The 26,580-nt window shown below is 71.6% G+C and carries 19 protein-coding genes; 5 read left to right on the top strand and 14 right to left on the bottom strand.

Annotation, left to right across the window (positions count from 1 at the left end):
• Positions 1-6: 6 nt before the first annotated feature.
• The 7 genes from prfA to thrC form a co-directional block, all read right to left on the bottom strand.
• Complete coding sequence (gene prfA, locus ABZ664_RS07760) at positions 7-1,059, bottom strand: peptide chain release factor 1 (RefSeq protein WP_362504623.1); 1,053 nt, start codon at positions 1,057-1,059, stop codon at positions 7-9.
• Between the two features lie 104 nt (positions 1,060-1,163).
• Positions 1,164-1,382 (bottom strand): 50S ribosomal protein L31, encoded by a 219-nt coding sequence (rpmE, locus tag ABZ664_RS07755; RefSeq protein ID WP_350948554.1) that lies wholly within the window; start codon positions 1,380-1,382, stop codon positions 1,164-1,166.
• A 277-nt stretch (positions 1,383-1,659) separates the two neighbouring features.
• Positions 1,660-2,304 carry a response regulator transcription factor gene (locus ABZ664_RS07750; protein ID WP_350948603.1) on the bottom strand — a complete coding sequence of 215 codons (645 nt, stop codon included), beginning with the start codon at positions 2,302-2,304 and terminating at the stop codon, positions 1,660-1,662.
• Positions 2,305-2,317: 13 nt separating this feature from the next.
• Positions 2,318-3,637 (bottom strand): sensor domain-containing protein, encoded by a 1,320-nt coding sequence (locus ABZ664_RS07745; RefSeq protein WP_362504620.1) that lies wholly within the window; start codon positions 3,635-3,637, stop codon positions 2,318-2,320.
• A 254-nt stretch (positions 3,638-3,891) separates the two neighbouring features.
• The gene (gene rho / locus ABZ664_RS07740) at positions 3,892-5,934 is read right to left on the bottom strand and encodes a transcription termination factor Rho (RefSeq protein ID WP_362504617.1); all 2,043 of its coding nucleotides are present in this window, start codon (positions 5,932-5,934) and stop codon (positions 3,892-3,894) included.
• A gap of 467 nt (positions 5,935-6,401) precedes the next feature.
• Entirely contained in the window at positions 6,402-7,418 is a 1,017-nt protein-coding gene (locus tag ABZ664_RS07735) for a homoserine kinase (RefSeq protein WP_362504613.1), read from the bottom strand.
• Positions 7,419-7,470: 52 nt separating this feature from the next.
• On the bottom strand, positions 7,471-8,529 hold the full coding sequence (gene thrC, locus ABZ664_RS07730) for a threonine synthase (protein ID WP_362504610.1): 1,059 nt from the start codon (positions 8,527-8,529) through the stop codon (positions 7,471-7,473).
• Positions 8,530-8,742: 213 nt separating this feature from the next.
• Here thrC and ABZ664_RS07725 point away from each other — a divergent pair, with 213 nt between their 5' ends.
• A complete protein-coding gene (locus tag ABZ664_RS07725) occupies positions 8,743-10,314 on the top strand; it encodes a glycosyltransferase (protein WP_362504607.1) in 1,572 nt (523 codons plus the stop codon).
• Positions 10,315-10,394: 80 nt separating this feature from the next.
• On the opposite strand, the gene ABZ664_RS07720 is transcribed toward ABZ664_RS07725, so the two are convergent.
• Positions 10,395-12,140: a glycosyltransferase gene (locus tag ABZ664_RS07720; RefSeq protein WP_362504604.1), complete on the bottom strand. Its 1,746-nt coding sequence runs from the start codon at positions 12,138-12,140 to the stop codon at positions 10,395-10,397.
• Positions 12,141-12,549: 409 nt separating this feature from the next.
• On the opposite strand from ABZ664_RS07720, the gene ABZ664_RS07715 reads away from it, so the two are divergent.
• From ABZ664_RS07715 to ABZ664_RS07700, 4 genes are read left to right on the top strand one after another with little or no spacing between them, the layout of a single operon-like run.
• Positions 12,550-13,032, top strand: a complete 483-nt coding sequence (locus tag ABZ664_RS07715) for a hypothetical protein (RefSeq protein WP_362504601.1) — start codon at positions 12,550-12,552, stop codon at positions 13,030-13,032.
• A complete protein-coding gene (locus ABZ664_RS07710) occupies positions 13,029-14,804 on the top strand; it encodes a glycosyltransferase (RefSeq protein WP_362504598.1) in 1,776 nt (591 codons plus the stop codon). The genes ABZ664_RS07715 and ABZ664_RS07710 overlap by 4 nt, the downstream gene beginning before the upstream one ends.
• Positions 14,804-16,738: a glycosyltransferase gene (locus ABZ664_RS07705; RefSeq protein WP_362504595.1), complete on the top strand. Its 1,935-nt coding sequence runs from the start codon at positions 14,804-14,806 to the stop codon at positions 16,736-16,738. Before ABZ664_RS07710 ends, ABZ664_RS07705 begins: the two co-directional genes overlap by 1 nt.
• Positions 16,735-18,558, top strand: coding sequence for a glycosyltransferase (locus ABZ664_RS07700; protein WP_362504592.1), 1,824 nt, complete (start codon positions 16,735-16,737; stop codon positions 18,556-18,558). The genes ABZ664_RS07705 and ABZ664_RS07700 overlap by 4 nt, the downstream gene beginning before the upstream one ends.
• A 117-nt stretch (positions 18,559-18,675) precedes the next feature.
• Here the strand turns inward: ABZ664_RS07700 and ABZ664_RS07695 are convergent, their stop codons facing one another.
• The 6 genes from ABZ664_RS07695 to ABZ664_RS07670 form a co-directional block, all read right to left on the bottom strand.
• Positions 18,676-19,524, bottom strand: coding sequence for a polysaccharide deacetylase family protein (locus tag ABZ664_RS07695; protein ID WP_362504589.1), 849 nt, complete (start codon positions 19,522-19,524; stop codon positions 18,676-18,678).
• Between the two features lie 289 nt (positions 19,525-19,813).
• On the bottom strand, positions 19,814-21,106 hold the full coding sequence (locus ABZ664_RS07690; protein ID WP_362504586.1) for a homoserine dehydrogenase: 1,293 nt from the start codon (positions 21,104-21,106) through the stop codon (positions 19,814-19,816).
• A 60-nt stretch (positions 21,107-21,166) separates the two neighbouring features.
• Positions 21,167-22,549 carry a diaminopimelate decarboxylase gene (gene lysA, locus ABZ664_RS07685; RefSeq protein ID WP_362504583.1) on the bottom strand — a complete coding sequence of 461 codons (1,383 nt, stop codon included), beginning with the start codon at positions 22,547-22,549 and terminating at the stop codon, positions 21,167-21,169.
• A gap of 328 nt (positions 22,550-22,877) precedes the next feature.
• Positions 22,878-23,690 carry a neutral zinc metallopeptidase gene (locus tag ABZ664_RS07680; protein WP_362504580.1) on the bottom strand — a complete coding sequence of 271 codons (813 nt, stop codon included), beginning with the start codon at positions 23,688-23,690 and terminating at the stop codon, positions 22,878-22,880.
• Between the two features lie 43 nt (positions 23,691-23,733).
• The gene (locus ABZ664_RS07675; RefSeq protein ID WP_362504577.1) at positions 23,734-24,459 is read right to left on the bottom strand and encodes a DALR anticodon-binding domain-containing protein; all 726 of its coding nucleotides are present in this window, start codon (positions 24,457-24,459) and stop codon (positions 23,734-23,736) included.
• A 159-nt stretch (positions 24,460-24,618) separates the two neighbouring features.
• Positions 24,619-26,526 (bottom strand): hypothetical protein, encoded by a 1,908-nt coding sequence (locus ABZ664_RS07670; protein ID WP_362504574.1) that lies wholly within the window; start codon positions 26,524-26,526, stop codon positions 24,619-24,621.
• Between the last annotated feature and the right edge of the window lie 54 nt (positions 26,527-26,580).

The raw sequence follows: 26,580 nt of genomic DNA, 5'->3' as shown, positions 1-26,580 counted from the left end.
CGCGTTCTATGAATGGGCGGCGAGCTTCTCCGCCATCTCGGCGTCGAGCAGGGACTGGATGACGGCCGTGAGATCCCCGTCGAGCACCTGGTCGAGGTTGTAGGCCTTGAAACCGACACGGTGATCGGAGATGCGGTTCTCCGGGAAGTTGTAGGTGCGGATGCGCTCGGAGCGGTCGACCGTGCGGATCTGGGACTTGCGCTCGGCCATGGCGGCGGCGTTCGCCTCCTCCTCGGCGATCGCCTGCAGGCGTGCCCGCAGAATGCGCATCGCCGACTCCTTGTTCTGGAGCTGGCTCTTCTCGTTCTGGCAGGAGGCGACGACACCCGTCGGAACGTGGGTGATCCGCACGGCCGAGTCAGTGGTGTTGACACTCTGCCCGCCGGGTCCGCTGGAGCGGTAGACGTCGATACGGAGATCGTTCGGGTCGATCTGGACGTCGACATCCTCGGCCTCCGGGTAGACGAGCACACCGGCGGCGCTGGTGTGGATGCGCCCCTGCGACTCGGTGACCGGGACCCGCTGGACGCGGTGCACGCCGCCCTCGAACTTGAGCCTCGACCAGACGCCCTCGTCGCCCCTCGCCTTCAGGGCGATCGTGACGTCCTTGTAACCGCCGAGGTCGGAGTGGGTGGCGTCGATCAACTCGGTCTTCCAGCCGATCCGCTCGGCGTACCGCAGATACATCCGCAGGAGGTCTCCGGCGAACAGGGCGGACTCCTCACCACCCTCGCCCGCCTTGATCTCCATGATGATGTCCTTGTCATCGTTGGGATCGCGCGGGACGAGCAGGTGCCTGAGCCTCTCCTCCAGCTCGGGAATCCGGGCCTCCAGCTCCTTCGCCTCCTCGGCGAACCCCTCGTCCTCCGAGGCGAGCTCCCTCGCCGTGCCGAGGTCGGACCGGACGCCCTCAAGCTCGCGGTAGGTGGCGATGATCGGGGTCAGCTCGGCGTAGCGCCTGCCGAAGGTGCGTGCCTGCTTCTGGTCGGCGTGCACGGAGGGGTCGGCGAGCTTGAGTTCCAGCTCGGCGTACTCACTGAGCAGCTCGTCGAGATTCACCGTGCGTCCTTCCTTGAAAGCCCTTGTCAGCCTGCCTCATCACCACGAACGCCGACCCGGGCACCCCGCGAAGGGGGTTATCCGAGCCGGCGCCGAGATGAGAGCTACTGGCCCGCGGGCTTCTTGCCGAAGCGCTTCTCGAAGCGCGCCACCCGGCCGCCGGTGTCCAGGATCTTCTGCTTGCCCGTGTAGAAGGGGTGGCAGGCGGAGCACACGTCGGCGTGGATCACGCCGTTCTTGGCGGTGCTGCGGGTGGTGAAGGAGTTACCACAGGTGCAGGTCACCTGCGTGGCGTGGTACTCCGGGTGGATGTCGGGCTTCATGTTGCCTTTTCCTCTCCAAAACGCGGTCGCCGGGTCGCCACTGTCTCTCGCCTGTAGGGCTTGCGCGCTGAGCACACCGAGGTGCGCGCGGGCGGGAACCGGAACCGCTACGGTTCGGCTACCAGTGTGCCAGATCCTCCAACCATCCCAGGCCACAAGACATTCCCCGCCCCCGTGACCTGCCCCTCCAGCCCGCTCACGGCCCCCGCCTGGCCCGATATCCGCAAGGAGGCCGCGCCAGGCGGACCTCCGCGAGGAAACCGGGCGCTCCAGGCTGTCACCGTCCCAGGTACGCCAGCACGGCGAGGACACGGCGGTGATCGTCGGCGGCGGGCTCCAGCCCGAGTTTGCAGAAGATGCTGGAGATGTGCTTCTCCACGGCACCCTCGGTGACGAGCATCCGTCCGGCGACCGCGGTGTTGGAGCGCCCCTCCGCCATCAGTGCCAGGACCTCGCTCTCTCTCGCGGTCAGGGACTCCAGGGGATCGCCCCTGCGCTGGCGGCTCAGGAGCTGTCCGATCACCTCGGGGTCGATGACCGTCCCACCGGCCGCCACCCGGCGTACGGCGTCGAGAAACTCGGCCACGTCGGCTATCCGCTCCTTGAGCAGGTAGCCGACCGCCGCGGCGCCGCCGCCGATGAGTTCGGTGGCGTACTGCTCCTCGACGTACTGCGACAGGACGAGAATCGGCAGCCCCGGCCGCCTGGACCTCGCCTCCAGTGCGGCGCGCAGCCCTTCGTCGGTATGGGTCGGCGGCATCCGCACGTCGACGACGGCGAGGTCCGGGTCGTGCTCGTCGACCACCGCCACCAGCCCGGGGCCGTCGCCCGCCACCCCCACGGTCTCGATGCCCCCGTCCGCCAGGAGCCTCGCCAGTCCCTCACGCAACAGCACCGAGTCCTCGGCGATCACCACCCGCATGGGTTCCACGTTCTCACCATTCGCAGGGCAACTCCGCCCTGATCATCGTGGGACCGCCCAGCGGGCTGTCGATGCTCAGGGTGCCGTCGATGGTCGCGGCCCGGTCCGCCAGCCCGGCGAGGCCACTGCCCGGCCGCGGCACGGCGGCGCCGACCCCGTTGTCGTAGACCTCGACGATCACCCGCTGCCCCTCGCGGCTCACCCGGACGAACGCCTCGGTGGCCTCGGAGTGTTTGGCGAGATTGCTCAGGCACTCGGCCACGACGAAGTAGGCGATGCTCTCCACCGCGGGCGGCGGCCGGTGGGAGACCTCCACCGACAGGTCCACCCGTACGGGCGCGCGGGCGGCGAGCGACGACAGGGCCGCACTCAACCCCCTGTCGGTGAGGATCGCCGGGTGGATACCCCTGGCGAGGTCACGCAGCTCGGCGATGGCGGCCTTGGTGCCCCGGTGCGCCTGGGCGAGGAGCTCCCTCGCGGCGTCGGGGTCGGAGTCCAGCTTGGCCTGTGCCCGGCCCAGGTCCATCGCCACGGACAGCAGCCGCTGCTGGGCGCCGTCGTGCAGGTCCCGTTCGATCCGGCGCCGCTCGGCCTCCGCCGCGTCCACCCCGCGGGCCCTGCTGGCCCTCAGGTGGGCGGCGCGGGCCGCCAGCCGGTTCTTCTCACTCGTCCCCAGCAGGGCGACGCCGAACAGGACGTGCAACCAGGCCATGCCCCGGGTCGCGTACAGGGCGGCGAGGAGGAAACAGGCCCCGATCAACGCGCACAGCAGCACCCGCGGCCCGCTGTCGATCGGCAGCCCGCCGATGGGCGTCATCGGCTGCCCGGCCAGCAGCAGGGGCAGTGGCGCGAACGTCAGGCCCAGTCCGAGAACCCACAGGACCGCCGTGACGGTGAACTCCGCGATTCCGATCGGCAGCAGTAACAACAGGTAGAGCAGGTCCTTCCAGGTGGCGGGGTCGACGAACATGTCCTTCCAGCGCAGGAACAGGTTGTCGCCCTCGGAGGGCCGGTAGGGGCTGGGTATGTCGACGCCGAAGGCCAGGCGCAGGAACCGGCGCTCCAGCATCGCGGCGCCCCGCCAGGCGAGCATGGTCAGGGCGAGCAGCGGCAGCCCGATCCACACGAGCACCATCACCAGGGAGGCCGGGACCACGGACGCGAGGAACGCGAAGCAGGCGAGGCCGTAGAACACGCTCACCAGCAGGTAGGGGACGGCCCGCCAGGTCATCGGGTCGACGAGCATGCCCAGGGGGCCGTTCGGCCCGAGCGGGACACGCCACCTGAGCGGCGTCCTGACCGGGGTCGTGCCTCCCAGCGTCTCGACCGTCATGCGCCTCCTCTGTCCCCGATGCCCACCCTCGTCATCTGTGTCCCCGCCGTCCCCGCCGTCCCCCCGCGCCCGTCCGTTCCGGCGCGCCGCCCTCCTCGCGTGCCGTCCACACCCGCGACCGTCTCGGGTACGGGAGTCACGGGGAAAAGGGGTCCTGAAGTAGGGATATCCCGAAGTACGGGGTCACACAAGGGCTTTGGAAAACGTGAACGCCCCGGCCGGAGGGGCCGGGGCGTTCGACGTACGGCGGACGATCAGTCGCGGTCGGAGCTGACCGTCGTCTTCTGCACCTGGAGCAGGAACTCCGCGTTGGACTTGGTCTCCCTCATCTTCTCCAGGAGAAGCTCAAGGGCCTGCTGCATGTCCAGGGCGTGCAGCACGCGGCGGAGCTTCCAGATGATCTGGAGCTCGTCCTTACCCATGAGGATCTCCTCCTTACGGGTGCCGGACGCGTCGACGTCCACCGCGGGGAAGATCCGCTTGTCGGCGAGCTGCCGGTTGAGCTTGAGCTCCAGGTTGCCCGTGCCCTTGAACTCCTCGAAGATGACCTCGTCCATCTTGGAGCCGGTCTCGACCAGCGCGGTGGCGAGGATCGTCAGCGAGCCGCCGTTCTCGATGTTGCGGGCGGCGCCGAAGAAACGCTTCGGCGGGTAGAGCGCGGTGGAGTCGACACCACCGGACAGGATACGGCCGGAGGCCGGGGCCGCCAGGTTGTAGGCGCGGCCCAGGCGGGTGATCGAGTCGAGCAGCACGACCACGTCGTGGCCGAGCTCCACCAGGCGCTTGGCGCGCTCGATGGCCAGCTCGGCGACCGTGGTGTGGTCCTCGGCAGGGCGGTCGAAGGTCGAGTGGATCACCTCGCCCTTCACCGACCGCTGCATGTCGGTGACCTCTTCCGGACGCTCGTCGACGAGGACGACCATGAGGTGGCACTCGGGGTTGTTGCGAGTGATCGCGTTGGCGATCGCCTGGAGCACCATCGTCTTGCCCGCCTTGGGCGGGGAGACGATGAGACCGCGCTGGCCCTTGCCGATCGGCGCCACCATGTCGATGATCCTGGTGGTCAGGATGTTCGGCTCGGTCTCCAGACGCAGGCGCTCCTGCGGGTAGAGGGGGACGAGCTTGTTGAAGTCGGGCCGCTGCCGCGCCTGCTCCGGGTCCATGCCGTTGACCGTGTCGAGACGGACGAGCGCGTTGAACTTCTCCCTGCGCTCGCCGTCGCGGGGCTGGCGGACGGCGCCGGTGACGACGTCACCCTTGCGCAGGCCGTTGCGGCGGATCTGGGCCAGCGAGACGTAGACGTCGTTGGAGCCCGGCAGGTAACCGCTCGTCCTCACGAACGCGTAGTTGTCGAGGATGTCCAGGATTCCGGCGATCGGGATGAGGACGTCGTCGTCGCCGACCACGGGCTCGTTGCTGTCGAACCGCTCGCGGCCACGGCGGTTGCGCTCGCGGAACCGGCCACGGCGGCCACGGCGGTCGTCGTCGTCGCCTACGCCGTGCTGGTCGTTGCGGTCCTGCGGGCCTCGGTTCTGCGGGCCCCTGTCGCCTCGCTCGCCCCTGTCGCCACGGTCGCTGGTCCGCTCACCGCGGTCGTTGAGACGGTCACCGCGGTCGTTGAGACGGTCACCGCGGTCGCTGGTCCGCTCGCCGCGGTCGCTGGTCCGCTCGCCACGGCTCTGGCCGGCGTCGGTGGCGCGCTGGTCGGCGCGGCCGTCGGTCCGGTTGTCGGGGCGGTTGTCGCCACGCTCGCCACGCTCGCGGCGCTCGCTGTTGCGGCCACGGCGCTCGCCGCGCTCGCGACGGCTCTCGCGCTCGCCACGACCCTCGGCCGGGGTGGTCTCGATGGTCTGCTGCTCCACGACGGGCTCGGGCGCGACGACGGCGGCCACGGGCTCGGGGGTGGGGGCGGAGGGCGCCTGCTCCACGACGGGCTCGGCGGCCACGACGGGACGGGACCGTTCCCTGCGGGTGCGCGCCGGACGCTCGGCGACCGGCTCGGCCACGACGGCGGGGGCGGCCACGGCAGGTGTCTCCTTGACGGCGGCGGGAGCCTGGGCGCTCTCGGTGGAGACGCCCTGCTTCTCCTGAATGGCCGCGATCAGCTGGCTCTTGCGCATCCGCCCGGTCCCGCTGATGCCGAGCCCGGAGGCCATGGCCTGCAGCTCAGGCAGCACCATGGCGGAAAGGCCGGTGCCGGAGCGACGGCGCGGCTTGGCCGCGGGGCGGGTGGGGGTGTCGCCGGACGCCGGCGCCGTGCCGGTGACGTCGGAGAGGAGTTCGGTGGTGTCGCTCACTAATGGGTCCTTCCCAGGGGTCGGGCGTGGCCATGATCAGCCAATCGTCCCGGTGGTGCGATCGACCCGGTGGGACAGACCGGGTCGGGTTGCACGTTGCGATCCTCGACGGCCCATCGAGAGCCGCCGCCACTGTCGGAGAAGGGCGGATCCAGGCCGTCACCATCGAGAATCGCCGACGGTGGGACTTGGAGGACACCCCCCGGATTGCTACCGGCAACCAGATGTCGAGGTGGTTCGAACGCGCATGTCCCCCTACAACGCCGCTTCTCAATGCCCCTACCGAAATATGGGGCATTCGGAGGCAACGGATTCGGGGAGGCCACTGCGGCGCCCATGTCTCACCAGGTGAGACATGGCACAGCGATGTGTGGCTGACAAGCACGCACCCAACGCGGGGCACCTGGTGCGGCTATCAGCCTAACATCACCAGCGCACACAGCTATTCCCTGAGGGTCGAAGAGGTGTCAGCGTGTCTCAAGAGAAACAACGCGGGCGCCTCTGGTTTCGACATCCAGTGGCTGGATGTGCCAGTCATTACCCACTTCCGGTGCGATCAAATCCTGCGTATTCACCGTTGAAAACGCAAGAACCGTGGGCCCCGCTCCCGAGACGACCGCGGCGACCCCCGCCTCGCGCAGCCGTCGCACCAGATCGGCGGTCCCCGGCATGGCGGGGGCGCGGTAATCCTGGTGGAGACGGTCCTGCGTGGCGGCGAGCAGCAACTCGGGCTCGGGTCTGGCGGTCAGCGCCGCGACCAGCAGTGCGGCCCTTCCCGCGTTCGCGGCGGCGTCGGCGTGCGGGACGTCCTTGGGCAGCAGCCCGCGGGCGATCTCGGTGGACAGCCGGTGCGCGGGGATGAGGACCACGGGCCTGAGGGCCTCGTGGGGCGGCAGCCGTACCAGGTGCGGCACACCCCCGGCGTCCGTCCACGCCACGGTGAACCCACCGGCCAGGCACGGCGCCACGTTGTCGGGATGCCCTTCGATCTCGGTGGCCAGCGCGAAGACGGCGTCGTCGGTCAGCTCGGCCGGCCCCTCCGGCGACTGATCCCCGCCACGGTCGTCTCGCGCGTACGGGGTGGCGGCGAGGGCGCGGGCGGCGAGGATTCCGGCGCAGATCGCCGCGGACGAGGAGCCGAGGCCGCGGGCGTGCGGGATCCGGTTGAGACAGCGCAGCCGGATGCCGCGCGGCCGTGGGAGACCCATCGCGTCAAAGGTCGCGCGCATCGTGGTGACGATGAGGTGCCCCTCGCCCAGGTCGAGTTCCGCGGCTCCCTCGCCCTCGACCACGATGTCGACGCTTTGGGAGTCCGGCCCGCCCTGGGGGTCGAACAGCTCTGCCTCGATCTCGTCGTGAAGGTCCAGAGCGAGCCCCAGCGTGTCGAATCCGGGCCCCAGATTGGCCGACGTCGCGGGGACTCGGACGGTCACCTTCGCCGTGCCGCCGGTCGTCGAGGTCCCCGAGGGGGCCGTGAGGGGCACGTCGCTTCTCCTGAGGTTCACGTGAGGTTCACTGGGCGAGCTTGAGGTTCGACTAGGCGAGTTCGAGGGCGGTGGCCGCCGCGTGCGCGTCGATCGGGATCGTCACCGGCGTGGGGGCGCCCGAGATGGCCCAGTCGGGGTCCTTGAGACCGTTTCCGGTCACCGTGCACACGATGCGCTGTCCCGGCTCGACCAGGCCCTGCCCGTGGGCCTGGAGGAGGCCCGCCACGCTGGCGGCGGAGGCGAGCTCGACGAACACGCCCTCCTCCTGGGCGAGCAGCTTGTACGCGGCGGCGATCTGACGGTCGGTGACGGCCTGGATCACACCGCCCGACTCGTCACGGGCGGCCTCGGCGAGCTGCCACGAGGCGGGGTTGCCGATGCGGATCGCGGTCGCGATCGTGTGCGGGTGGGTCACCGGCGCGCCGTTGACGATCGGCGCGGCACCGCTGGCCTGGAAGCCGAACATCCGCGGCGTCCTCGTCGCGACGCCGTCCCCGGCGTACTCGGTGTAGCCCATCCAGTACGCCGAGATGTTGCCCGCGTTGCCGACCGGGATGCAGTGGATGTCGGGGGCGTCCCCGAGCGCGTCGACGATCTCGAAGGCGGCGGTCTTCTGGCCCTGGAGCCGGAACGGGTTCACCGAGTTGACCAGCGCGATCGGGTAGTTCTCCGACAGCTTCCTGGTCATCTCCAGGCAGTCGTCGAAGGACCCCTCGACCTGGAGCAGCCTGGCCCCGTGGACCAGTGCCTGGGCCAGCTTGCCCATCGCGATCTTGCCTCGGGGCACCAGCACGGCGCAGGTCAGGCCCGCCCGGACCGCGTAGGCGGCGGCGGAGGCGCTGGTGTTGCCGGTCGAGGCGCAGATGACGGCCTTCGCCCCGTCCTCGACGGCCTTGCTGATCGCCATGGTCATGCCACGGTCCTTGAAGCTTCCGGTCGGGTTGAGGCCCTCGACCTTCAGATAGACCTCGCAGCCGGTCAGCGCCGACACCCGGTTCGCCGGGACGAGCGGGGTGCCGCCCTCCAGAAGCGTGACAACGGGCGTCGCCGTGGTCACCGGAAGTCGGTCACGGTACTCCTCGATGAGGCCACGCCACGCCCTGGTCATGATTGCTCCTCACCGCGCACGGCCTATCCGTGCGCGTGCTACCTGCGGTATTGGGAAACGAGTCTACGGGCAACGCGCTCGGCTCCGGGATGCGATGTCCACCAAATGGACAAGCCAGGCGTCTCTCCAGGGAACTCTAAGGATCAGCCGATATGGTCTGCGAGCCTTGACAGGGCTTGACAGACGGGGAATCGAGACAAGGGGTGCCACATCATGACGGGCGGCACGGCGGCGGACCTGCCGCCGATCCGGCACAACGACTACTCACCCCTGGATCCGCCCGCGCTCGGCGCGTGGGATCCGGAACTCCCGGTGAGCGTGATCATTCCGGCCCACGGCGGGCAGCACAGGCTCGACCTCGCCCTCGCCGCCCTGGCCGCGCAGACCTACCCTGATCACCTCATGGAGGTGATCGTGGTCGACGACGGCAGCGAACCGCCGCTGCGGCTGCCGGAGATCGCCCCGAGTGGCGCCAGGATCGTGACCACCGGCTCCTCGGGCTGGGGGATCGCCCACGCGGTGAACACCGGTGCCGCCCTCGCGGAGGGGCGGATCATCCAGCGCCTCGACGCCGACATGGTCGTCTGCCGCGAGCACATCGAGGCTCTGGCCCGCTGGCACCACCTGGCCGGCTACCTGGTCACGATCGGTGCGAAGAAGTTCGTCGAGGAGCCGGCGCTCACGGCCGCGCGGGTCCACGAGGGCGTGCGCGCGGGCTCGCTCGCGTCCCTCTTCGACCTGTCGGCCGCCCTGCCCAGTTCCACCGAGCAGACGATCTCCCGCACCAACGGCCTGCGTGCCAGCCGCAACCCCTACCACGTGTGCACGGGGCCGACGGTGTCGATGCGGCGCGAGATCTTCCAGGCCGTGGGCGGGGTCGACCCCGGGGTGCTGCGGGGGGAGGACACCGAGTTCGCCTACCGGCTGGCCGCGCACGGCGTGGTCTTCGTCCCCGACATGGCCGCCCAGGCCGTCCACCTGGGGCTTCCCGCCCAGCGGCGCGACCCGGGGCGGGCGGTGCGGGTCGTCGCCCCCTACCTGGCCCATCGGGTGCCGCTCCGCCGCGACCTGCGCAAGGACCGGGGCCGCCACTGGCTGGTCCCGTACGTGGAGGTGGTGCTCCGCGCCGACGGGCCCTGGGAGAAGGTGCGCGAGGCGGTGGGCGCGGCGCTCGACGGGTCGCTCGGCGACGTGATCGTCACCCTGGTCGCCCCGTGGTCGGAACTGTCCGGGGAGCGCCGCCCCGTGCTGGACGATCCCCTGTTCGAGCTGCGGCTGCTGCGCGAGCACTTCGCCCACGACGAGCGGATACGGTTCGCCGACGAGATCTCCGCGACCCCCGCCCCGATCGCGTTCCGCTACACGGGCCCGGTCTCGGTGCCGCTGGGACGTGAGACGTTGGAGCGGATGATCCGCGTGATGCAGGACGACCGTTCCGGCATGCTCGTCGCCGATCTCGGCGACGACGGCGAGGCGAGGCTGGAGCGGACCGAGGCACTGGGCCGGGCGAGGCTGCTGGGCGCGGACGACGTCGCCGCGTCGATCGAGGCCACCCACGGCGTACGGCGCGGCGACCGGTCGGAGTTCTGGCCCGCCTCCCCGATCCCCGATCCTCCGCCCGCCCAGGTTCCGGCCACATCCAAAAGTCCGGCCCCGGATCGGGGGCGGGAACCCGCGAGACCCGTGGCGGAGCGGGCTCCCGGGCAGGAGCGGCACCAGGAGGGGATGCGCCCGGAGGGGCGCGGCTCCCTCCTCGGCAGGCTCCGCACCGCGCTCAGGAGCTGAGCGGCGGGCGGAGGTCCCCAGGGCGTCTCCCGGACGCGGAGCTCCGCACCGCGCTCAGGAACCGAGCGGCGGCCACGTCGTCAGCGACGGCGGGTGATGACCCGTTTCACGGAGGACAGCAGCCCGTACTGGACGACCTTCCTGGCCGCGGCCAGCTCCTTGCGCAGGGTGCCGACCTCGCGGCGCAGCTCGACGGTGCTCCTGCGCCAACGACCCGCCTCGTCGCGCCACTTGACCGCCTGCTCGCGGAGCCGTTCCGCCTCTTTGGTGAGGCGGGCCACCTCGGCCTCCGCCTCGCTCCTGACCCGGTAGGCGCTGCGGCGGCCGGTGAGGGCACGGGCCTCCGGCGCGAACCCGTAGGTCTCACCGTCCACCCAGATCACGCCGAAGGTGTCGTCCACGGCGTCGTCGAGGTCCTCCCCCTCCCTCAGCACGATCGCGGCGCGCGCGAACGCGGCGGCACGTTCCAGCCGCGCCGCGACGACCGCCCGTCCCGAGCCCGTGCCGCCGGTGCCGTCAGCGCTGTCGGTGCCGGTGCCGGTGCCGTCATCCTCGGCCAGCAGTACCGAGACCAGGCCGTATCCCTCGTCCGCGGCCAGGTCGAGCAGCCGGGCCAGAGTGTCCTCGCCCGGCACCCACCCCGCGGGCAGCCGGAGACGGTACGGAACCGCCCAGGCGGGACTCGGCGGTGTCGAGGACCCCGGCCGGTCGCGGGAGGCCGCGGGGGTCTCCTCGGTGAAGCGGACCCTGGGCTCGTGGGTGTAGTGGCCGCGGATCAGCACCAGGTCCAGGTCTGGGTCTCGCAGGGGGGCGCGTCCCTCGACGCCGACACGGTCCCACGGCCCGGTGAGGGTGACCGCGACGTCGGGCACGGTGCCCGCGAGCACGGCGTCGACGGTGGCGCGGACCTCGTCGTAGGCGTAGTGGGCGTACCGCCCAGGCCCTCCCGGCTCGACGACCACCTCGACGTACGGCACCTTCCACTGTCTGGCCGGATGGGAACGGAGCCAGCGGTAGGACGGGATCCGGTCGGCCACGAAGGCGTGGCTGACCCGGTCGATCGGCGCCTTGTCGCGCATGCGCATGGTCGGGCCCAGGTGGAAGGCGCGCGACAGCGGCTCGGGGACGAAGACGGCGCCCGCCTGGGCGAGCCGGTAGCCCATCTCGGTGTCCTGGCCGAGGATCAGGTCGGTGTCCATCGGCCCGGCGGCGGCGAGCAGCGCGGCGTTGACCGAGGTCGCGCCGCCGACGTGCAGGCTGAACGCGCGGTGCGGGTTGGCGGTGAGGCCGTCGGTGCGCTCGACGAGGTCGACCAGCCAGGCGTGCGGCTCGGCGGGCTCGAAGAGTTTGGCCAGGTCGTCGGCGGCGGCGACCACCTCGGGGGCCGGCAGCGCCGCCGGGGTGAAGCGCAGGTATCCGGTGACCACGAGGTACGGGGCGGCGTGGTGCCAGCGCATGTGCGCCTCGACCGACCTGCGGTCCAGGACGACGTCGGAGTCGAGCCAGTGGATCACGTCGCCGGTGGCGGCCGACAGCCCGGCGTTCCTGGCGTGGGCGCGGCCGGGGACGGGGCAGACGATCAGGCGGGTGTTCTCGGGACGCAGCGCGGGCAGCCGTAACGGCGGGCTGCTGCCGTTGTCGACCACGATCACCTCGGTCAGGGCCGCGGGGTAGGTCTGCGCGGCCAGGGCGGCGAGTGCGAGGTCGAGTTTCTCCTGGTCACCGTAGGCGGGAACGACGACGCTGACCCGGAGCGAGGGTGTCAGGGAGCCCAGGGCGGCCGGCGTGAGGCTCCGATAGTCGTTACCGGTGATCCGTGCTGTCATGGCGCTTCCAGGGTCGGGCTCCGGCGAGGACCGCGTCCCGGGTTCGAGGCGACGCAGGGAAGCCGGTGTCGAGGGAGCCTCGGGACCGGGTGTCGTGGTGAATGATCCGGGCCGCCGGCGCGGTGGGCGCTCGCTCGCGGGAGGCCCGCCGGGGTGGCCGGAGAGGGCGGGGAGGGGGAGGTCGGCTGCGCGGGCACGAGCGAAGGATAGCGAGGCGGGAAGATCCCTTCTCACCACACTTCCCACTTGACATTGAGGATCACTACTAAAGGCTCACAGCTGTCACACAGGTCACAGGAACCTTCGAATTTCTTATTTGTCGACGTATTTGCACTTGAGAAGCCGATAGCCTCATTTACCACTGACAAGGACAGGTAAAGTTACAGAGCGGCACGGAAGGTAAGCGCGGATGTCCACGCCCCGAAAACTGACGCTTCTGGCGGCGACACTCGGCCCGGTGTTCCTGATCGCGCTGACACTGCTCGCGAGCTTCGAGATCATCTCGGTCACGGCGGCCATCGTGCTCGGCGCGATCGCGACGGTGCTCGCCGTCCAGGTGTTCGCGGTCGCGACCGTACGCAGGGTCGACGGAAAAGCCCAGCGGATCGACGCCCGGGTCAAGCGCTACGAGGCGGAACTGGCCACGGTCAAGGCGGCCACCCAGCGGCTCGACCGTCGGCTGGACGAGATCGTCGAGTTGCTCAAGAAGCACGAGCACAAGCGCGACGAGGATCTGCAGGCGATCCTGGTCTCCCTGGGAGAGGATCGGCTGGCCTCCGTACCCCGGCATCAGGAAATCGAGGAGATGGTTCACGACCTGCTGCCGCGCCTGGCCGCGGTGGAGGCGAGAACCGAACGGGACGCGCGGGAGAAAGCGGAGGAGAAGGCGTGACCGGGACTGGTTTCGCCACCCCCGGCACCGCTTCCCTCGCTTCTCCCACCCGCCCGCGCGACGAGCGGGCCGCCGTCCCGCGCGCCGGGGTGAGGCACAACGACTACGGCTCCCTGCTCCCGCCCGACCTGGGCATGTGGGAGCCCCGGCTCAGGGTGAGCGTGGTGATCCCCGCGCACGACTGCCAGGAGGCCCTGGACCGCACGCTCGCCGGGCTGGCCGCGCAGACCTACCCCGCGCACCTCATGGAGGTGGTCGTGGTCGACGACGGCAGCGACCCGCCGCTGCGCGTCCCCGAGATCACCCCGGCCAACACCAGGCTCGTCCGGGTGCCCGAGGGCCGCTGGGGCCGGGGTTGGGCCCGCCAGACCGGCGCCACCGCCGCCGCGGGTGACATCCTGCACTGGGTCGACTCCGACATGATCCTCGACAGGGAGCACGTCGAGGCGCACATGCGCTGGCACCATCTCCTCCCCTACGCCGTCGTGATGGGCGACGTCCGCTTCACCCCCGACGGGATCGGGCCCTCGGCCGACGAGGTCTTCTCGGCCGTGGACGCCAAAGACGCGGAGAAGCTGTTCGAGGAGTCCACGCCGCACGAGTGGCGGGCCAGGGTGCTGGAGGAGACCCGATGGCTGCGGGACGCGGGCACCGGGGCCTACCGGCTCCACTCCGGCGCCACCACCTCGGTCCCCGTGGCGCTGCTGCGCTCGGTCGGCGGCGTGAACACCACCCTGAACATGGCCGAGGACACCGATCTCGGCTTCCGCCTCGCGCAGGCGGGCGCGGTCTTCATCCCCGACCCGCAGGCCCGCGGCTGGCATCTCGGGCCCTCCACGGTCATGATCCGGGAGAAGGAGGTGCACCGGCACAACTGGTCGGTGCTGCCCGACCTCATCCCCGACCTGCGCTGGCTGCGCACCCACCCGCGCAGGACCTGGCTGGTGCCGTACGTGCACGTCGTCGTCGACGCCCGCGACGCCTGCTACGAGGACGTCCGGGCGAGCGTGGACTCCGCGCTCGCGGGCACCCTCGTCGACGTCGCCGTCACCGTCGTCGGGCCGTGGGCGGACCTCCCCACCGGGCGCCGCCCCTCCCTCGACGAGCCACTGCTCGACCTGCGCCTGGTACGCAACCTGTACGTCCACGAGCCACGCGTCTCCTTCACCGAGGAGACGCCCGCCGACTCCGCTCCCGCGCCGTTCAGGCTCACCCTGCCCGCCGGATGGGCGCTCGGCGCGGAAAGCCTGGCCGAACTGGTCGAACTCGCCGAACGCGAGGAGCACGGGCTGCTGAGCGTGGCACTCGACGAGGGGCCTTCCGGGGTGAGGGCGGCCAGGTTCGAACGCACCGCCGCCTTCGCCAGGGCCGCGCTGGTGAGTGACGACGTGAGCGGCGACGGACGCCGGAGCCTCGGCAGTGATCCTGCCGGTGACCTCGACGGGGACATCGACGGGGACATCGACGGTGACATCGACAGTGACATCGACGGGGTCGTCCACGAGCTGTTCGGCTCACTCTGGGTGGGCGCCGCCGAGGTCGGCGTGACGACCGCGGGCGAGGCGGAGCCCGTCGCCGGGGACACCGCGAAGTGGCGGGCCGACTCCGCGCGCCGGAGGCGCGAGGCGGAAAACCTGAGGAGCGAGGTGGAGAGCCTCCGCGCCGAGGCCGAACGCCTGCGGGCGAAGAACGCGCGCCTGGAGGACGAGCTGCGGGGCGGGCCACTCAAAAAGATCATTTCAACGGCCAGGCTGCGGGGGAAGACCGGCTGATGTCCCTTCTGATCGATCTGGTCCGCGCCGCCAGGGAGCGCGGCGGCAAGCGACGCGTCCTCGTCTACTGCGCGGGCTTCGAGACGCTCGGCGAGCTGGAGGCGTACGGGGCGATGGACCTCGACGGCGACCTCGACGGCCTCCCGCGCGCCGAGGAGGGCGCCGCGGAGATCCTGGTGCTCGCCCGCACCGCGACCGACGTCCGCAGGGCCGCGAGCCTGCAGTCGCTGCTCGCCATGGCCCCCCGGGTCGTCGTCGCCGTGCTGGAGACGCCGCACTGGTACACCGCGCCGGTGTTGTCCCCAACCCCGGCCCACCGCTGGCGCGCGCTCGTGGAGCTCCGCGTCCACCAGCCGAAACAGCCCGCCTGGGTGGTCGAGGCGAGCTTCTCCAAACCGGTGCCCGCCGGGCGGACGCTCGCCGCGACCGCGAGGGCGTTCGGCGGGCACCGGATGGACGCCGTCGCCGGCCCCGTCGGCGCGCTGGCGGGTCCGGGAGCGGCCCACTGGCGCCCCGGCGACCCGAACGCGGCCCCCGCACCCCTCACGGGGCCCGTTCCCGACAGGTTCGGCGCCCGCGGCGCCGACCTGGTCGTGCGCGCGGTCGGCGAGGAGCCGCCACCCTGGTCCGGCGCCGATCCCACCGGCGAGACCACAGTGGACCGCCCGGTCGCCGAGCTGATGACCTGGGAGAGACTCGGCCGCCCCGGTGGCGGCAAGATCCTGGAGAACGGCATCGGCGACCTGTCGGAGCCCTGGACCATCCCCCCGGTCGACAGCCGCTCGGTCAACCCCATGAACTTCGTCACCGTGCCGACCCTCGGCACGGCCGACCTGTCCTCCGAGTCCGGGCGCTGGACGATCACCTGCGGGGGTGGGACGCTCACCTCCTTCGACGCCTCCGGCCGCGTCACGGACGTGGACGTCAGCCGGGTCAGGCAGGTCAGGGGCGTGCGGGTGGACTGGCGGCACAGCCACACCGGCCCCGCCGCCGCGCTGCGGGTCGTCACCGGACTCGCCGCGGCCGGGGTTCCCCTGATCTGTGAGGCCGTGCCGCGCTGGGCGGGCGCCCTCGGCCCCGAGCTGGCCAGACTGATCACCTCGGTCGACGAGCCCGCTCTCAAGGACGACCTGGAGCGCGAGGAGCACAGCATCCGGTTGCGCCGCGAGGCGCTGCGCCTGCACGGCGTCCGCGCCCGATGGGAGCAGCTGGGCGCCCCCGTGGCGCCCGCGGCGACGGTCTCGGTGCTGCTCGTCACCCGCCGCCCGGAGATGGTGGGCTTCGCGCTGAGGCAACTGTCCAGGCAGCGCGGCGCCACCTTCGAGGTGATCCTCGCCCTGCACGGCGTCCCCGCGACGCATCCGGGCGTCGCCGAGGCCCTCGCGTCCTTCGAACGACCGATCACCGTGGTCGAGGCCGACAAACAGACCGTGTTCGGAACCGTGCTGAACCAGGCGGCGGCGAGGGCGTCGGGGTCGTTCCTGCTGAAGATGGACGACGACGACTGGTACGGGCCCGACTTCATCTCCGACCTGCTGCTCGCCCACTCCTACTCGGGAGCCCAGGTCGTGGGCATGGTCCCCGAGTTCGTCTATCTCGCCTCGATCGGGGTGACCGTCCACCGCGAGCAGATCACCGAGCAGATCACGAACTTCATCGCCGGAGGAACCATCTTCTCCGAACGCTCCGCCTTCGAGGCCGTGGGCGGCTTCCGTCCCATGCCGGGAACGATCGACGCCCAGTTCCAGCACGCCGTGCAGGCCGCGGGCGGGCAGATCTACCGCACTCAGGGACTGGGTTACATCCTGCGGCGCGGCAACGTCGCCAACCACACCTGGCGCGAGCCGATCGGCACGTTCCTGCGGCGCAACAAGCGCCAGTGGCGCGGCTTCCGGCCCAGCGCGCTCATGGAACTCTCCACGGAGACGCCGTGAGCACGCCGCCCCCCTCTGACGCACGTCGTGTCTCCGACGCGCCGTACCCGACACCGACACCGGCCCCGGCTCCGGCCCCAGGAGGCGCCGCGGGCACGTCGCGGGTCCTCGTCGGCGACGCCGCCACGCCACGGATTCCGGGCAACGACTACGGGGTGCTGCCCGCACCCGCGCCCGGCACGTGGGAGCCGCGCCTGCCGGTGAGCGTGGTGATCCCCGCGCGGGGACGGCAGGACAGGCTCGACCTCACGCTGGCCGCGCTCGCCGCCCAGACCTACCCCTCCCACCTCCTCGAGGTGATCGTCGTGGACGACGGCAGCGCGCCCCCGCTCCGGCTTCCCGAGATCGCCCCGGAACACACCCGGCTCGTCGGCAACGCCCCAGGTCGCCGGGGCATCTCCTGGGCCCTGGAGACCGGCGTGGCCGTCGCGGACGGCGAGGTGATCCACCGGATGGACGCCGACATCGTCTCCTACCGGGAGCACGTCGAGGCGCACATGCGCTGGCACCATCTGGCCGGCTACCTGGTGGTGACGGGGACACTGCGCTTCACCGCCATGGCGGGTACACCGCCCACCCCGGCCGAGGTCCAGATCGCCGTCGCCAAGGACAGGGCGGACTCCCTCTTCGAGGAGGACCCCGAGCACGGGCACGACTGGATCGGCGAGCTCATCGCCACCCACCGTGGCTTCCGCGACGCGCCCAGCTCACTGCTGCACCGCGTCCACGTGGGCGCGACGGTCTCGCTGCCCGCCGTCCTGCTGAGGGAGGCGGGAGGGCTGGACACCTCCCTCACCCTCGGCGAGGACACCGAGCTGGGTTACCGGCTCACCCAGACGGGCGCGGTGTTCGTCCCCGACGCCGAGGCGCTGAGCTGGCACCTGGGCACGACGACGGCGATGCGCAGGCCCGCGGACGTCAGGCGGCACAACGACCCGTTCATCGCCGACCGGATCCCGTACCGGCGCCACCTGCGCACCGACGCGGGCAGGCAGTGGCTGGTGCCCTACGTCGACGTCGTGGTGGACGCCGAGGGCGCCTCCTTCGAGGACGTCAGGGCGAGCGTCGACGGGGCGCTGGCCAGCACCCTGCCCGACGTGCACGTCACCCTCACCGGGCCGTGGAGGTCGCTCACCGGCGAGCGTCCGGCCCCGCTGGACGACCCGCTGCTCGACCTGCGGCTGCTGCGCGGCCAGTACGCCCACGACGGCCGCGTCTCCTTCGCCGAGCAGGTCTCCGCGACCTCCGCGCCCGCGCCGTTCCGCCTGCTCTGCCCCGCCGGCTGGGTGCCGGGGGCGGACTCGCTGGCCACGCTGATCGAGCGGGCGGAGAAGGAGGACGAGGGCCTGCTGCTCGTGGCGCTGGACGAGGACGAGTCGGGGGTCCTCGCCGCCCGCCTGGAGCGGACCTCCGCCGTCGCGAGGGCGATGCGCGTGGCCCGCGAGGGCGAGCGGCTCGACGACGTGATCGCCGACCTGCACGGGGCGACCTGGCTGGACGCGGAGTCGTGGAAGCTGCGGCCCGCGGCACAGGCCTACCCCTACTGGGCCACCAACCGCAACAGGGAGGCCGCGCGCTGGAAGGCCGCGGCCGAGTCGCGGGCGAAGGAGGCCGAGCGGGCCAAGCGGCAGGTCGTCGCGCTCAAGGCCGAACTGAAGGAGCTGCGCTCCAAGGCCGCCAAGGGCAGCCGGGACACCGTCAGGTGGAAGGAGAAGGCCGAGCAGCGCCGTCTGGAGGCCGTCGCCCTGCGCCAGGCCCAGCAGCGTTCCCTGCTCGCCCGCGCCGCCCGCCGCCTCCGCAGGCTCGCCGAGGGCCCCTGACGTCCCGCCGCCGCCGCGGGCTCACCGAGGATCCTGACGCCCCGCCGCCTCGGCGGGCTCACCGAGGCTTCCCCCCGCCGAGGACACCCGGACGTCTCCGGGGGTCCTCGGCCGCGTTCACTCCCGCACGGGCAGGGGGCGGTAGCGGGCGCCGACGGCGCTCTGCAGGGTACGAACGACGGTGCCGTGCGACTTTCTGGTCACCAGCCAGTCGAGGAACCGGTTCAGGAGCCTGGGAGTCGTCGAGTAGAGGCCGCAGTCGTCGCAGACGCGGTGGAAGACGAGCGGAACCAGCCCGCCGCCGGTCTTCTCCGCGTTGAGCACCTGCTGCTTCATGTGCCGCAGCAGGGTGTCCTCGCGGACGGAGCCGGAGGTGCGGATGTCGTAGCGGTCCTTCGGACGGAAGGGCTCACCGGCCGGGCAGCCGGGGCAGCCCCACTCCTTGAGCCCGCCGACCCCGCGGGCCGCGTCGTAGCCGCACCGCCGCGCCACCACCTTGGCGTCGGAGTCGACCGCACCGAACGGGTAGGCGAGGGTCGTGGGCCGGTATCCCCACGCGATCAGCGCCCTGCGGTCGTCGCAGATCTGGCCTTCCTGCTCGCTCCGGGTGAGCTCGGTGAGGCGGACGTGGGTCAGTGTGTGACCGCCGATCTCGTGGCCCTTCTTCGCGATCGCGGCCAGCTCGCGCCGGGTCAGCTTCTCCTCGCCGCCGACGGTGTCGGTGTTGACGTAGAACGTTCCACGCATACCGCGTTTCTCCAGCATGCGGGCGACGGCGGGGTGGGTGGAGTCACCGTCGTCGAAGGTGAGCGCGACGATCGTTTTGATCTTCTTCGAGGGGCGCGCGGTCGCCGCGTGGGCGGCCGGGCTCAGCGTCGCCACGACGGCCAGCGCCGTGGCGAACGCCACCACCCGGTGGAAGACCTTCACGGTGGACTCCCTTTCGCGGAACGGCAGACAGGGCATGAAAGAACCCTATAAGTCGGTAGAGGCCACCAAATGAACCGTTATCAAATGCCCAGGAACCCGATGCCGAGCCGACATGGCATGATCACCGCGAGGACCGGGATCGCCCCCCGACAGTGTCGGCGACGGCGGGCCGCGCCCGCGCCGAACCGGCGCGGGCCGAGCGGACCGAGGCCGACGCCGAACAGGCGCGGGCGGGCAGGCCACGGCGGACCGTCAGGTGCCGCCAGAAGGCGCGTCCTCGCCCCCGGCGCCGCCCACGGGGAGGAGAACAACCCCGTAGGTGCCGCTAGGAGGCGTCCTCGCCCTCGACCCGCATGACACTCACCACGTCACGGACGATGTCCAGCTCGCGCAGACCCTCGATCGTGGCGGAGAGCGCGGCGTCGCTCGCCCGGTGGGTGACCAGCACCAGCTGGGCGTCCGCGCCGTGCCCCTCCTGTCTCACGGTCTGGATGGAGACGTCCTGCTTGGCGAACATGTCGGCGACCCTCGCGAGCACGCCCGGCTTGTCGGCGACGTCCAGGGAGACGTGGTAGCGCGTGACGGTCTCGCCCATCGGATGCACGACCAGGTCCGCGTACGTGGACTCCTCAGGTCCCCGGGTGCCCGCCAGCACGTTGCGTCCCACGGCCACGATGTCGCCGAGTACGGCGCTCGCGGTCGGGGCGCCGCCCGCGCCCGCGCCGTAGAACATGAGCTGCCCGGCGGAGCGCGCCTCGACGAACACCGCGTTGTACGCCTCGCGGACCCCGGCCAGCGGGTGCGTCCTGGGGATCATCGCCGGATGCACCCGTACGCCGAACGACCTGCCGTCCTCGGAACGGGCGCAGATCGCGAGCAGCTTGATGACGTATCCCATCGCCTTGGCGCTGGCCACGTCCGTCGCGGTGATCTCGGTGATGCCCTCGCGGTGCACGTCGGCGGCCGTCACCCGGCTGTGGAAGGCGATCCCCGCGAGGATCGCGGCCTTGGCCGCGGCGTCGAAACCCTCCACGTCGGCGGTGGGGTCGGCCTCGGCGTAGCCCAGCGCCTGCGCCTCCTCCAGCGCGTCGGAGAACGAGGCCCCGCTGGAGTCCATCTGGTCGAGGATGTAGTTGGTGGTGCCGTTCACGATGCCGAGCACGCGGTGCACGTGATCACCGGCGAGTGACTCGCGCAGCGGCCTGATCAGCGGGATCGCGCCCGCGACGGCCGCCTCGAAGTAGAGGTCGGCGCCACCGGCCCTGGCCGCGGCGTGGATGGTCGCCCCGTCCTCGGCGAGCAGCGCCTTGTTCGCCGTGACGACCGACTTGCCGCTGTTCAGCGCGGCCAGGATGAGTGCCCTGGCGGGCTCGATGCCGCCGATCACCTCGACGACGACATCGATGTCGTCGCGGGTGACCAGGGCCTCGGCGTCCGTGGTGAGCAGGGCGGGGTCGATGTCGGCGTCCCGCCTGCGGCCCAGGCGTCGTACGGCGACCCCGGCGAGCTCCAGCGGCGCCCCGATGCGGGCGGCGAGGTCGTCGGCCTGCTCGTGCATGAGCCTGACCACCTGGGAACCGACGACGCCGCATCCCAGAAGTGCGACTTTCAGTGCCATGCGGTCACGCCCCCTTGTCACTCACACCGTGGACGGCGCTCTCGGCCGCTCCGGGTCGTTTCACAGCTGTCCTCTCAGGAGGTCGTCCTCGGTCTCCCTGCGGACGATCACGCGAGACACCCCGTCCTTGACCGCGACCACGGCGGGCTTGGGGAGGTAGTTGTAGTTGTTGGCGAGCGAGCGGCAGTAGGCGCCGGTGCCCGCGACGGCGATCAGGTCACCGGTGGCCAGATCGGCCGGGAGCCACAGGTCGCGCACGACCATGTCGCCGCTCTCGCAGTGCTTGCCGACCATGCGGGAGAGCATCGGCCTGGCGTCGCTCTCCCGGGAGGCGAGGCGCGCGGTGTAGTCGGCACCGTAGAGGGCGGTGCGGATGTTGTCGCTCATGCCGCCGTCGACGCTGACGTAGGTGCGCAGGCCCTCGACGTCCTTGATCGTGCCGACCTCGTAGAGCGTCACGCCGGCCAGTCCGGCGATCGCCCTGCCCGGCTCGACGGTGAGCTTGGGCACCGGCAGGCCGGCGCCCCTCGCCACCCTGCTCACGATCTCCCGCAGGTTGTCGGCGATCTCCTTGACGTCGGGCGCGGTGTCGCCCTCGACGTACGGGATGCCGTAGCCGCCGCCGAGGTCGAGCTCGGGCAGCACGACGTCGTGCTCGTCCTTGATCTTGACCAGGAGGGTGGCGAGGCGGGCCGCGGCCACCTCGAACCCCGCGGTGTCGGTGATCTGGGAGCCGATGTGGGAGTGCAGGCCGACGAGTTCCAGCTGGGGCAGGGCGAGGATCCGCCGCGCCGCCTCGGCCGCCGCGCCGCTGCTCAGCGAGAAGCCGAACTTCTGGTCGTCGTGGGCGGTCGCGATGAACTCGTGGGTGTGGGCCTCGACGCCCACGGTGACGCGGATCATCACCTTGGGACGCCTGCCGTGCTTGTCGGCGAGGAAGCCCAGGCGGGCGATCTCCTCGAAGGAGTCGGCCACGATGTGCCCGATCCCGGCCTCGACGGCCTTCTCCAGCTCGGCGAGCGACTTGTTGTTGCCGTGCATGGTGATCCGCTCGGGCGGGAACCCGACGCTGAGCGCGACGGCGAGCTCCCCGGCGCTGCAGACGTCGAGGCCGAGGCCCTCCTGCATGATCCAGCGGGCGACCTCGCGGCACAGGAAGGCCTTGCCCGCGTAGTGGACCTCGCCGCCGGAGAACGCGCTCGCGTAGTCACGGCAGCGGGAGCGGAAGTCTTCCTCGTCCACCACGTAGAGCGGGGTGCCGTGCTCCGCGACCAGGTCCCTCACGTCCGCGCCGCCGATCGTGATCGAGCCGTCGGCGCGGCTCGACGTTCGGGGCCAGATGGTCGGATCGAGCGCGTTCAGGTTTGCGGGTGCGTGCGGAGGGCGCTCCTCGGGCAGCACTTCTGCATGCCGGTCACCGGCGGGGTGGACGAATCGACTCACCCGATCGAGGCTATCGGACCCGGTGATCCCCCTGAGACGATTGCCCACCCATCGAGACGCGATCCTGCTCGAACACGCGAACTTTTTACGTTATGGGCCATTTTGACGACATATTTTAAGGTCGCATCGCGAGACGATCCTCGGGAGCGACCTGGGCGGGCGCGTTCCCGGAGGCTGGAGGGCCGGGCGCCGGGCGCGGAGGGTACGGCGCGAAGGCGGACGCGCCGAGCTCGGCGCGGAAGACAGGGCGGGGAGCCGGGCCGAGCGCTCGGGTGCGGAGGATACGGCGGGGAGCCCGGCGAACGCGTCCCGGCGAAGGCCCGTGAGCCTAGGAGACCTGCTCGGCGGGAGCGCCCCAGGTGTTGCAGGACCCCACGGTGCCGCCCTTCTGACCGCGCAGCATCCACTCGGCGCTGCTCGCGCCCGAGCCGTGCGACTGCCGGTAGCCCGCCTCCGCCCCCTCGTCCGCGCCGGGACCGCGCCCGGCGAGAAGGCGCAGGTTCTCCAACCGGCGCGGTGCGACGCCTCGCAGCGCCACCGCGGCCAGGCAGTCGGCCTGCAGTTCGAGCCGCCGCGACCACGCCTCGTCGAAGGCCTCGGAACCCCTCTGGTCGGCGATCCCGCTCACCTCCTGGACATGGTGGGCGTACTCGTGCGCGAGCGTGAACATCATCGGGAAGGCCCGCTCGCCCTCGACCAGCACGTTCACGACGCGAGGCCCCGGGCAGTAGATCCCGGCCCAGTCGTAGTCGTCGATCCCGCATGCGGCCTCCTCGGGAGCGGCGACCAGCCGCACCTCCCCGGGCGGCTCGTAGTCGATCTCCGCCCGTGCCAGGGTGGCCGCCCACATCCGTTCCAGGCATCCGGCCAGGGCCTTCAACGACGCCCCGACGTCGGCGTCGATGTCTTTCGGCAGGGTGTCGCAACGGCCGTCGACCGGCTCGGCATCCCCGTAGAGACGATGCTTCGCCGCGGCCGAGATGGGCGAGCCGGGGGCGGTGCCGAGGAGTTCCCTGAGGTCTCCGCCGAGATAGGCGAGCCCGCCGAGAACGACGGCGAAGGCGAGCAGGGTCGGCAGCGTTCGCCGGACCACCCCTGATCGGCGCGGCTCGTGCGCCTCCCAGTCACGAGGCCCGACCATTCACCTCTCCCCTGATCCTTTTGAACTCCTTTGGGAGGGTCTATCACAGTCTCTCGGGTGCCGTCTCGCCAAGCGCCGTCAACGCCTCGGCCAGCACGTCCCGCACGGCCCGCGCCAGGCGCACCCGGGCGGTGTGGAGCTCCGACGGCTCCTCGTCCCCCGAGGGAAGCGCGGCGGCACCCTCGAACGCGTCGTGGTACGCCAGCGCCAACTGCTCGGCGTAGGCGGCCCACCCGGGGTCCCGGCTCACCCGCCTGCCGTGGATCTCGGCCAGCAATCTGAGCACCGCCCGGTCTCTGCGGTCCTCCAGCAACTCGGGCCTGAAATCCCCGCCGACGCCGAGTTCGGTGGCCCAGCGCTGTACGGCGACCGCCCGCGCGTGCGCGTACCTGACGACGAACCCGGGGTTGGCCCACGTCCTGGGCAGGTCCCGCCACGTGGCGGACCCTCCCGTGGCCACGGGAGGGGGGGTGTCCCCCGCGGGAGGCGGCACGGGTTCTTCGCCCGTGCCGCCGGGAGCGGCTCCGGAAGCGGTCGCGCCGATCTCCGTGACGAGTTCGCCGGGGACGGTCACCACGATCTCCAGGAAACCCCGGGGCCGCACCCGGACGGCCGTGATCCCCGGCAGCGCGCGCAGCCGCTCCGCCAGCTCCTCGGGGTCCTCGCCCCTGCGCAGCGCGACCGGGGAGACGTAGATCGCCTCCCCCGCCCACGTCCCCCTGGGAATCGGCGGCAGGCCGAGAACCTCGCCGAGCATGCCGGGCGTCATCGAAATCCCTCCAGCGTGGCGACCCCGGGCTTCGGCCCCGGAGAGGAAGTCAACCCGGCAGCCTAACTTCCCGGTGAGGTTGTCAGGCGGCGACGGGGGCGGCCGGCGGTCGGTGGCGCCGTCGATCGCCTGACGGTCGCCGGCGCTCGGAGCCGGCGTTCAGATCAGGGCGTGCGGGTCGGCCGGACCGTAGTCGACGAGCTGGGCCGAGCCGAGCAGCCAGCGGTCACGGTCGCGGAGGCAGACATAGCCGAAGCGGTCGGCGGAGAAGACCTTGATCCCGTCCGCGCGGCACTGCCGCATCAGCACGTCGGCCCAGTTGTCCGAGACGTCGGCGAAGCCGATGTCCCGCAGGACCGCGCGGCGGGCCAGCAGGGTGGCTCCCGCGATGTCGGGCAGGTAGGAGTACTCGGCCGAGGGCTGGCGCAGCACGGTCGCCGCGACGTCGCGCAGGTGGGCGTAGTAGGCCGCCTTGCCGACGATGTCGGCACTGGCGAACAGGAACGCCCGGCTGAGATCGGCCAGGTAGTGCTCGCCGTACCGGTCGCGGGCGTCCATGACCGCCACCAGGTCGCCCTGGCACAGGTCGAGGGCCCGGTTGAGCAGGCCCCCCGTGGTCAGGTTGGAGGTGGGGCGGCGCACCGTGACGTGCACGCCGTCGGGCATCGCGTCGCGGGCACGCCCCGCGGCGTCCGAGGCGTCCGACAGCAGCACCAGCTGGACGACGCCCTTCTGCGGCGCGACCTGGGCCAGCGCGTAGTCGAGGTCGCCCCGGTCGATCATGATCACCGAGATGTTCAGGGTGGCCCTGCCGCTGGGCAGGCCGATCGCGTCCAGCAGGTCGTCGACCTTGTTGGTCATCGTGCCCGAGGCGTACGCCTGGCGGAGTGCCAGGTGGGCGCGGCGCGCGTCCGGCTCGGTGCCGATGGGGGTGCCGCAGGCGGCGAGCTCCGCCATCCGCCAGAGCTCCGTGCCCGGCGGACAGTCGACCGCGACGGGCCAGCGGTAGGAGGTGAGGACGTCCGGGTACGACAGGTGCCCCGGAAGCAGTTCCTCCAGCGAGAGCACCCGCTCGAACCGGTCTCCGGCGAGCGGCAACGGGTTGTGCACGCGCGGCTGGATGGCGAAGGGCAGGATTCCCAGCGAGGGCGCCCGGCGTCCCTGCTCGGGCTCCTGGGCCGCCAGCGCGGTGCCCCACGGCCCCACGGACTTGGGCAGCGCGGTCACGACGTGCTCGAACAGCCGGGCCGCGGCGACGAACTCGGCGGGCGTGCCCCCGGTGTGCCAGAAGACCGTGCGGATGCCCCGCTCCGCGCACCAGGCCAGCAGCGCGCGCAGTCCCTGGCCGGGCCGGCGCAGCTCCTCCGCCCACGGCCCTTCGCTCACCGACTCGACCAGCAGCAGGTGCGGGACCTCGGCGGCCAGCACCCTGGCGAAGTCCTTCGGCGTGAAACCGGTGGTCTGGCGCCACTCGTAACGCAGCAGCGCCTCGCCGTGCGGCGCGGCGATCACGGCAGCGGTGAGGTGCGGACGGGTGTTCGGGCCGGTCGGGATACGGTACGGCTTGAGCTTCACCGGCCTGCCGCCGACGGTCCTGACGGAGCTGGTGGCCTGGAAGGACGCCCCGGGCACCGGTGCCTTGTCGCCCGCCTTGCGCGGCACCGGCTGGCGCTTGGGAGCGGTCGGGCGCTTGGCCGGCTTGGCCGCCCCGCGCAGGCCGCGCGCCAGCCGCACCGGGTTGCTCTTACCCGTCTTGATCGCGTCGCCCAGCCGTGACCAGCGGGCCACCTGCACCGAGGAGAGCTTCCACTTGGCCACCTCGGCCTGGTAGCGCTGCTCCGCCAGCTCCTTGCGGAGCTTCTCCTCGGCCGCGTTCGCGGCTTCGAGCCGCTCCTCGGTCTCGCTCAGAAGCTCCTTCACCCCGCGCAGCTCCTCGGCCGCACGCTCCGCATCGGCGATCTTGGCCTGTGCCGCGTCGAGCAGGCGGGCCAGCTCGGAAGCCCTCTCCGCGTGCGCCACCGCCTCCCGCAACGCCTGTCGTGTGCTTTCGAGTTGCTCGCCCGCCACGCCGTCCTCCGTTTCGTGAGCCGGGCGAAAGGATACCCTTTGGTCAATCGCGAC

The organism is Streptosporangium sp. NPDC006930, from assembly GCF_040635605.1.
Lineage (GTDB): Bacteria > Actinomycetota > Actinomycetes > Streptosporangiales > Streptosporangiaceae > Streptosporangium.
The sequence above is the reverse complement of the archived record's forward strand: the minus strand, read 5'-3'. Positions and strand labels throughout refer to the sequence as shown.